The organism is Kocuria sp. ZOR0020 (assembly GCF_000800955.1).
Taxonomy (GTDB): Bacteria; Actinomycetota; Actinomycetes; order Actinomycetales; family Micrococcaceae; genus Kocuria; species Kocuria subflava.
The window spans coordinates 1-465 of record NZ_JROX01000467.1; the positions used below are offsets into that span (position 1 = coordinate 1).

Annotated in this window: 1 protein-coding gene and 1 pseudogene; both read left to right on the plus strand. The window is 72.3% G+C overall.

From position 1 onward, the window contains the following. Window positions 1–111 (plus strand): annotated as a pseudogene (locus tag L979_RS16980) (helix-turn-helix domain-containing protein); the annotation flags it as partial. A gap of 58 nt (window positions 112–169) precedes the next feature. After that, a partial coding sequence (locus L979_RS14190) for a leucine zipper domain-containing protein (RefSeq protein WP_255349611.1) occupies window positions 170–465 on the plus strand: 296 nt, incomplete at its 3' end.

The following is a 465-nucleotide window of genomic DNA, read 5'->3' on the forward strand; positions in this document are numbered from 1 at the left end:
GCCGACGAGCACACCGTGGGCGAGCTGGCCGAGCTGTTCAGCGTGGGCCGCTCCACGGTCTACCGCGCCCTTGAGCGCGCGCAGCGTGGCCGCGAGAGCCTCGTGCAGTAGGTGCGTCGTGGACGCTCGAGCGCGGTGGCGAATCCTCAGGCTCCACGTCGAGGACCAGGTGCCCCTCGCGCGCTTAGCTCGCGAGACCGATGTTGGGCTGCGGACCCTGGAGCGCTGGCACGCCCGCTACCGCGCCGACGGCTACGCGGGCCTGGAGACAGCCTCGCGAGCGGACACCGGCTCCCGCCGCCTTCCGCCCGACCTCGTCCACCTGATCGAGGGCCTGGCACTGAGCAAGCCGCGGCCGGCCATCGCCACGATCCATCGCAAAGTCACCGGCATCTGCGCCGCCCGGAGGTGGCCGGTCCCCTCCTACTCGGTGGTGTGGGACATCGTGCGGACCCTGGATCCCGG